Annotated in this window: 6 protein-coding genes; all 6 read right to left on the reverse strand. The window is 69.8% G+C overall.

Annotation, left to right across the window (positions count from 1 at the left end; translation table 11 throughout):
• Positions 1 to 118: 118 nt before the first annotated feature.
• Positions 119 to 1,081, reverse strand: a complete 963-nt coding sequence (locus tag HMPREF3113_RS00905; RefSeq protein WP_070470200.1) for a TraB/GumN family protein — start codon at positions 1,079 to 1,081, stop codon at positions 119 to 121.
• A gap of 2 nt (positions 1,082 to 1,083) precedes the next feature.
• On the reverse strand, positions 1,084 to 2,025 hold the full coding sequence (locus tag HMPREF3113_RS00910; protein ID WP_070470202.1) for a DUF1684 domain-containing protein: 942 nt from the start codon (positions 2,023 to 2,025) through the stop codon (positions 1,084 to 1,086).
• A gap of 10 nt (positions 2,026 to 2,035) precedes the next feature.
• Positions 2,036 to 3,919, reverse strand: a complete 1,884-nt coding sequence (mutL, locus tag HMPREF3113_RS00915; RefSeq protein ID WP_070470204.1) for a DNA mismatch repair endonuclease MutL — start codon at positions 3,917 to 3,919, stop codon at positions 2,036 to 2,038.
• A 105-nt stretch (positions 3,920 to 4,024) separates the two neighbouring features.
• Positions 4,025 to 5,635 carry an N-acetylmuramoyl-L-alanine amidase gene (locus tag HMPREF3113_RS00920; RefSeq protein WP_102788042.1) on the reverse strand — a complete coding sequence of 537 codons (1,611 nt, stop codon included), beginning with the start codon at positions 5,633 to 5,635 and terminating at the stop codon, positions 4,025 to 4,027.
• Positions 5,636 to 5,723: 88 nt separating this feature from the next.
• A complete protein-coding gene (tsaE, locus tag HMPREF3113_RS00925; RefSeq protein ID WP_070470209.1) occupies positions 5,724 to 6,206 on the reverse strand; it encodes a tRNA (adenosine(37)-N6)-threonylcarbamoyltransferase complex ATPase subunit type 1 TsaE in 483 nt (160 codons plus the stop codon).
• A 2-nt stretch (positions 6,207 to 6,208) separates the two neighbouring features.
• Entirely contained in the window at positions 6,209 to 7,687 is a 1,479-nt protein-coding gene (locus HMPREF3113_RS00930; RefSeq protein WP_070470212.1) for a bifunctional ADP-dependent NAD(P)H-hydrate dehydratase/NAD(P)H-hydrate epimerase, read from the reverse strand.
• Positions 7,688 to 7,790 lie beyond the last annotated feature (103 nt).

Below are 7,790 nucleotides of genomic sequence, written 5' to 3' on the forward strand. Positions count from 1 at the left end.
CCACGCTCGGCGCAATAAAGAAAAAGGCGCTGCCCTCGGGCCGCGCCTTTTCTCGTTCCAAGGTCCGGCGACGTCATCGACCCGTGCGGTCGGCCCTATCGCCGTCCAGCCGCGCGCATCAGCGCTTGGGCTTGGCGCAGCCGGTGCAGACGCGCTCCACCTTGTAGCCCTTGGCGCGCAGCTTTTCGACCACACCGTCGTTGCCGAGCAGGTGCAACGTGCCCACCACCACCATCGTGCCGCCCTGCCCGGCCTGCAGATGCTGCTGCAGCTTGGGCACCCAGGCATCGTTGCGGTCGGTGTTGATGCGCTTGTAAAGCTGCGGGTACTGGCCGCGCATTTCGGTGGCCATCGAGGTCCACAGCAGCTTGTCGTCGCCGCGGCGCCAGGCGTCATGCAGCTTGCGCCCCATCTCGTCGCCCTTGCCGGCCTGCTCCAGCGCTTCGGCCACCATCTGCTGCTGTTCCTTGGCCGACATGCCCGACAGCACCGCGATCTGCGTGTCGATATCCTCCAGCCCGGCAGTCGCCTTGCCCGCGCTGGCAGCCCGCGTCATGAAATGCCGGTCCAGCCCCAGCGCCGGGTCCAGGCCCATCTTGGTGAACTGGCTCAGGGTGATGGTCAGGCCGACGAACCACGGTTTCATGCCCTGCAACTGGGCCAGCGGCAGCTTGTTTTCCTGCGCATAGGCCTGAAGCCGGGTCCAGGTGGCCGCATCGAGGTCGCGCTTCAGCTCCGAGCCATCGGTGCGCATCGCCGCCTGCACCATCTTCTGCGCCAGTTCGGGCGACTCCATGTCCTGCGGCGAGAGTTCGAACACCACCCGCTGCGAGGCGGCGAAGGCCTGGTCGACATCCGCCGACAGCGGGTAGTCCGTGGGCTGCAGCAGATGGAACGAGCCCAGCAGGTACACGCGGCTGTCGCCCGGACCGGTGACCTTCCACAGCAGTGGAACCGGCGGGCTGGTCTTGGCGGTTGCGGGTGCACGCGGCGCGACCGGGCGCGCGTCGGCGCTGACCGTGCCGGCCAACAGACCCGCAGCAATCAGCAACGGGGACAACAGACGCGACAACATCGACATGGTCAAGCCTCTCCTTCGGGGGCGTGGTATGCCTGCTCACCGGCGTCCACGCGCAGGTCGAGGCGGTTTTCAGGGGGCGTCAGCGGACACGTGGCGAACGGCGTGAACGCGCACGGTGGGTTGTAGGCCTGGTTGAAATCGATCACCACGCGGCCCTGGTCATCCGGCGCAGGCAGATCCAGATAACGGCCGGCCGGATAACTGCCGTGACCACTGGTACGGTCACCAAAGATCACGAACAGCGCGCGGCCCGGCTCGCCGATGGCTTCCAGCCGCCAGGTGCGGCCGTCGCGCTCGAACTCCAGGGCGCCCGCATTGGGCATGTTCGTGGTCAGGCCGGTGATGTCCACGATCGGCAGCGTCTTGCCGGCCGGGTGCGGCACGAAGCGCGCCGTGACGCGCCACGACGCGCCGCCCGGCCAGTACGTCAAGCCGGTGAAGTTCGTCCGCGAAGGCGCGTCGGCATGCTTGACCCGCAGCGCGAACCGCTCGCCGCGATGGATCAGGCTGAGCCGGCCCTTGCCGTCGTCGAAGGCGACGATGGTCGGGGTCGGATCGCGATCGCTGAAGAAGCGGATGCGGCCAGTAACCGGCTTGCCATCCACCTGCATCGCCACCCCACGCTCGGGCGTGAACCAGACGATGTCACCCTCGCGCGCGACCATGCCCAGCTTGTCCGGGCCGACGGCCAGGCGGATGCCGCTGCCCGGGCCGCGACCGATGTAATGCGCTTTGTATTCCAGCCAATGCAGGCCGACCAGGCTGGTCCAGCCGTCGGCGGCATGCAGTTCCTCGTAGCGCTGTTGGCGCCACTGCTGCTGTTCGGCCTCGAAGGCTGGATCGATCGCCACCTTCGCAGGGGCATCCAGCGCTTTCTCGCCACACCCCGCCACGCTCACTGCCAGCAGCAGCGCGGCGGCCCACACTCCCCAGTGCTTGCCCATGACCGCCCTCTCAACGTCCGCGCAGGAACCAGCGGTCGATTTCCGCCAGCGAAAAACGGGCCCAGGTCGGCCGGCCGTGATTGCACTGACCCGAGCGTTCGGTGATTTCCATGTCGCGCAGCAGGCCGTTCATTTCCGGCACGGTCAGGCGCCGGTTCGCGCGCACCGCGCCATGGCAGGCCATGGTCGACAGCAGTTCGTCGCGGGCGCTGGCGATGCGCCGGCTCTGGCCATGCTCGCGCAGGTCGGTCAGCACATCGCGCAGCAGCGCCTCCGGCTCGGCATTGGCCAGCAGGGCGGGAATGCTGCGCACGTGCAGCGAGCCGGGGCCGGCGCGGGTGATTTCAAAGCCCAGCGAGGTCAAGGTCTCCGCTTCGCGTTCGGCGGTGTCGGCGTCGCGCTCGCCGACCGCCAGGGTGATCGGCACCAGCAGCGGCTGCGCATGCAGGCCCATGCCGTCGTGTGCGGTTTTCAGGCGCTCATAGCCGATGCGTTCGTGCGCGGCATGCATGTCCACCACGATCAGGCCTTCGGCATTCTCGGCGAGAATGTAGATGCCATGCAGCTGCGCGATCGCATAGCCCAGCGGGGGTACGCCACTGTCGGCCGCCGTGACCGGCAAACCACTTTCGGTTGGCATCGGCGGCAGGCTGCCGCCGGCGGCGGTGCCACCGGGCGCGCCATACAGCGCCGCATAGGCGGAAGGGGCATCGGCCACGCGCAGGCCCAGTGGCGATTGCTGCGGGCGCCAGTCGCCGCCCATGCCACCCCCACCGCCACCACCGGCTGCACTGCCGGCGAGTGCATAGCCCCCATTGCCTGACGAAGGCAGACCGTAGGCCGGCGCCGCGGTCGCGGCACTCTCCGTGGCGTGCACCTGCGTGCCGGCAGCGGTCATGCCGGCGCGCGTTTCCGCCAGCGCTTCCTTGAGCGTGCGGTACACAAAATCGTGGATCAGGCGCGAATCGCGGAAGCGCACTTCATGCTTGGCCGGATGCACGTTGACGTCGACACGGGTCGGGTCCAGCTCCAGGAACAGCACATACGCCGGCTGGCGACCATGGAACAGCACGTCGCCGTAGGCCATCTTCACCGCGTGGGCGACGCTGCGGTCACGCACCGAGCGGCCGTTGACGTACAGGTACTGCTGATCGGTGCTGGCCCGCGAGTAATGGGGCTGCGCGATCCAGCCGTGCAGGCGCAGGCCGGCACCGCTGTGGTCCACGCGCAGCGCCTGGTTGGCGAAGTCTTCGCCCAGCGTCTCGCCCAGGCGCGCGTCCGAGTACAGATCGCCGGGCTTGTAGCGGCGCGAAGGTTTGCCGTTGTGCGACACGCGCAGCTCGACATCCGGCCGCGCCAGCGCGAGCGAGCGCAGCCACTCTTCGATATGGCCCAGCTCGGTGCGCTCGGCGCGCAGGAACTTGCGGCGGGCCGGCACGTTGTAGAACAGCTCGCGCACTTCCACCGTGGTGCCCGGCGCATGCGCGCGCGGGGTCACCTCGCCAAGCCGGCCGCCTTCGATCTGCAACGCCGAGCCGTGCTCGTCGATGGCACGGCGCGAGCTCAGGGTGAAGCGGCTGACCGAGGCGATCGACGGCAACGCTTCGCCGCGGAAGCCGAGCGTGGCCACCGACTCCAGATCATCCAGGCTGGCGATCTTGCTGGTCGCATGGCGCGACACCGCCAGCGGCAGCTCTTCCGGTGCAATGCCACCGCCGTCATCGCGGATGCGGATCAGCCGCACGCCGCCCTCTTCCAGGTCGATATCAACCCGCGTGGCGCCGGCGTCCAGCGCGTTCTCGACCAGTTCCTTGACCACGGACGCGGGCCGCTCGACCACTTCGCCAGCGGCGATCTGGTTGATCAGGATCTCGGGAAGCTGGCGGATGCTCATGCGCACCTCCAGCTGACGGAGGTGAGAGGCGCAGCGGCGAGGGGGATTCGGGAAACAGACGTCATCCCGTGATGATAGCGTGCGCCGGGCGGTACCGTGGCGGGCTTACTTGCTGCCGCCCGCCACGGTACCGGCGGCGTCGATCTCGGCCTGGGCGCGCGCAGCGTACAGGGTGCCCGGCGGCGGCTGGCGGCTGAAGAAGGTATGCACGCCATCGAGCACGGCCCCGGCGATCTGGCGCTGGTAGGCCGGATCGATCAGGCGGCGCTCTTCATCCGGGTTGGAGATGAACGCGGTTTCGACCAGCATCGCCGGCATGTCCGAGGTGCGCAGCACCGCGAAGTTAGCCCGTTCGATGTTGGGCTTGTGGTTCTTGCCGATCCGCTTCAGGCCGCCCAGCACATGCCCGGCGGCGTCTTCGGAGGCCTTCATGTAACCGCTCTGGGCCAGATCCAGCAGCACGTTGGCCAGGGTGCCTTCGGTCTGCTGCAGGCGCACGCCACCGACCAGATCGGCGGCGTTTTCCTTGTCGGCCAGCCAGCGCGCACGCTGCGAGGACGCGCCCTTGGTCGAGAGCACGTAGACCGACGAACCGGTGGCCGCGCGGTTCTCGGCGGCATCGGCGTGGATCGAGATGAACATGTCGGCCTTGGCGGCGCGCGCCTTCTGCGCGCGCATCGGCAGCGGGATGAACACGTCGCTGTCGCGGGTCAGATAAGCCTTCAGGCCGGGCGTTGCGTTGACCTGGCGGGCCAGTTCACGCGCCACTGCCAGGGTGATGTCTTTTTCGCGCTTGCCGGTCGGGCCGACCGCGCCGGGATCCTGGCCGCCGTGGCCCGGGTCGATCGCGATCACCAGCGGGCGCATGCCGGCACGCATCTTCACCCGCGAGGCGTCGCTGGGCATCGCTGGACGCGGGTTCTCCTGCGGCGTCACCGGGGTGGGCGTCGGCGCCGGGGTGGGCACCGGCGCACTGGCGACCACGGCCGTGGTCGACTGACCGGCGAGGATGGCGGCCGGTGAAGCGCTGTTGCTGGCGGCATTGGCGGTGCCGGCAGCGGCCACGTTGACGGTGGTGGCGGTGGTCGCCGCCGGGCCCGGCGCCGGTGCCGAGGTGGCGACGGTGGCGCTGGCCTGCTGGCGCACCGAGGCGGTCAGCAAGGCGGTGGCGCGCGCGGCATCGCTGCGCGCCTGTGCGGATTGGGCAGCGGCCTGCGCGGGCGTCGGAGTGGCTGCGGCCGGCGTGGAAGCCGGTGGCGCAGGCGTCGGCGAAGACGCAGCAGCAGGTGTCGGTGTCGGCGCGCTGGCCACGCGGGTGGACGTTGGCGCATCGCCCGGCCACTCGATCACCAGCCGCGATTGATCCCCCTGCTTGATCATCTGCGGGCGGAACGGCGCGACCGATTCGGCCAGGTCGAACACCACGCGGAACGTGCCCGGCACCGGCTGCCCGGTTCGGACCGCCGTGACCACACCCTTGGGCGCCGGCAGTTTGAGGTTGCGGATCGCGCTCGAGTCCGGGAAATCGACCACCAGGCGGTTCGGACCGGCCAGGGACAGGGTCTTGTAACCCCCGCTGCCGGCCAGCGAAATCTCCGCACGGGTACCGGTCGCACCGGTCTCCACGGCCACCTGGCGGACTTCGCCCGCCCACGACAGCGCGCTCGCCAGACAGAGTCCGACGGCAGTGCAGATGGCGGTGAGTGATTTCCCCATTGGCATGGGTCTGGATTCAATCACCGCGCTGAATGAAATGCAACTCCTTTTCCCTTAATAATCCGTAACCTGCCGGTGGTTCCTAGTGTCAGCCGACAGAAAGGGCCTGCAAGTCACCCCCTTGGGGGAGCCGTTCGAGCCATTCGCGACCGGCAGGACTGGTCGCCGTGAGCCGGGCGCGCCGCCCCTGGCCATGGATCTCCAGTGCGACGTCCAGATCGGTCGGCGGCAGCGCACCGGCGCCGCGCTCGGGCCATTCGACCAGCCACAGCGAGGCGCTGCCCTCGTCCAGCCCCAGGAAATCCAGCTCCTGCGCATTGCCGATCCGGTACAGGTCCAGATGCCAGGCTTCGTGCCCGTCGGCCAGCGGGTAGCGTTCCACCAGGGTGTAGGTCGGGCTGCGGATCGCGCCCTGCACGCCCAGCGCGCGCAGCAGGGCGCGGGCCAGGGTCGACTTGCCAGCCCCCAGGTCGCCCTGCAGCTGCATCACCGCCTGCGGCGGACGGGTCGCGGCCAGCCATTGCCCGAGCAGGTCGGTGTCCTGGGTCTGCGCGAGGAAAAACTCGATCATGTTCAAACGTCCGGATTGACCAGCCGGCGCAGCGGAGCCAGCAGATCGGTGGGAAGCAGGCCCCGCTGGCCGTCACTGGCGGCGGCATCGCCGGCCAGGCTGTGCAGCAATGCGCCGGTACTGGCCGCATCGAACGCGCCCAGGCCCTGCACGCGCAGGGCGGCAATGATGCCGGTGAGCAGGTCGCCCATGCCACCCACGGCCATGCCGGGGTTGCCGGCGGCGATCACCCGCGGCACCGAGTCGGGCGCGGCGACCACGCTGCCGGCGCCCTTGAGCACCACCACCGCGTGGAACCGGTCGGCCAGCGCTTTGGCGGCAGTGAAGCGGTCCGCCTGCACCTGCGCCGCGCTCAACCCGAGCAGGCGCGCGGCCTCGCCCGGGTGCGGGGTCAGGATCGCATCACCGGGCGGCTGCGGTGCCTTGGCCAACAGGTTCAGGGCATCGGCATCGATCACCAGCGGCTTCCCGCTGGCCAGCACCTGCCGCCACAGTTCGCGTGCCCAGTCGTCCTGGCCCAGGCCCGGCCCGATCGCGATCACCCCGGCGCGTGGCAGCAGGGCCTGCAGCTCCTGCGCGTCCTGCACGCCATGCACCATCGCTTCGGGCAGGCGGGCCAGCAGTGGTGCGACATGCGCTGCCTGGGTCGCTACGCTCACCAGCCCTGCGCCCGCGCGCAATGCCGATTCACTGGCCAGCATCACCGCGCCGCCGCTGCCGAGATTGCCGCCCACGCACAGCACGTGGCCGGATTCGCCCTTGTGGGTGTTGGCGCGGCGGGCCGGCAATTGTGCGCGCAGGCGTGGTTGCTGCCAGCACTCGGCGCTGTGCTGCACGCCCTGGTCGCCGTCGGCAGGCAGTTCCAGCGCGGCCAGCCGACGCCCGCCGACATGCTCCAGCGCCGCGCCGGTATACAGCCCCTGGTGGCGCACGATGAACTGCAGCGTGACCGTGGCGCGGATGGCGACGCCCGGCACGTTACCGGTCTGCGCATCCACGCCGCTGGGCACGTCCAGCGACAGTACCGGCAGGCCCGAGGCAGTGATCGCGTTGATCAGATCGGCCGCCCCACCGGCTGGCGCGCGGTTAAGGCCGATGCCGAACAGCGCGTCCACGAGCAGGTCCACCGGCGGCAGGCCGCCATCGAAATGCGCTACCGCACCGCCGGCGGCGATGAACGCCTGCTCGGCCTGCTGCGACAACGTCGTGGCCGGGGCATCGGTCGCCAGCCGCAGCACCGTCACCTGGCGGCCGGCTGCACGGGCCAGACCGGCCAGCACATAGCCATCGCCGCCGTTGTTGCCGGCCCCCACCACCACGCCGATGCGCTGCGCCTGTGGCCAGCGCTCCAGCAGGCAGTGCCAGGCGGCCAAGCCGGCCTGTTGCATCAGCGAGGCTCCCCCATCGCCCAGCAGGGCGCTGGCCTGCGCATCCAGGCGGCGCGCGGCGGCGATATCGAACAGTTCAGCAAGCTCGGGCATGCCGGGATTCTATACTTGTCGCCCAGGCGCAGCCTTGCCGCGCCCTTCCCAGGCTCCGTTTCCGCCCAGGCCATGTCCGCCGTCCCCCTCCCCGTCCCCCTCC

Source organism: Stenotrophomonas sp. HMSC10F06 (genome assembly GCF_001807865.1).
Lineage (GTDB): Bacteria > Pseudomonadota > Gammaproteobacteria > Xanthomonadales > Xanthomonadaceae > Stenotrophomonas > Stenotrophomonas bentonitica_A.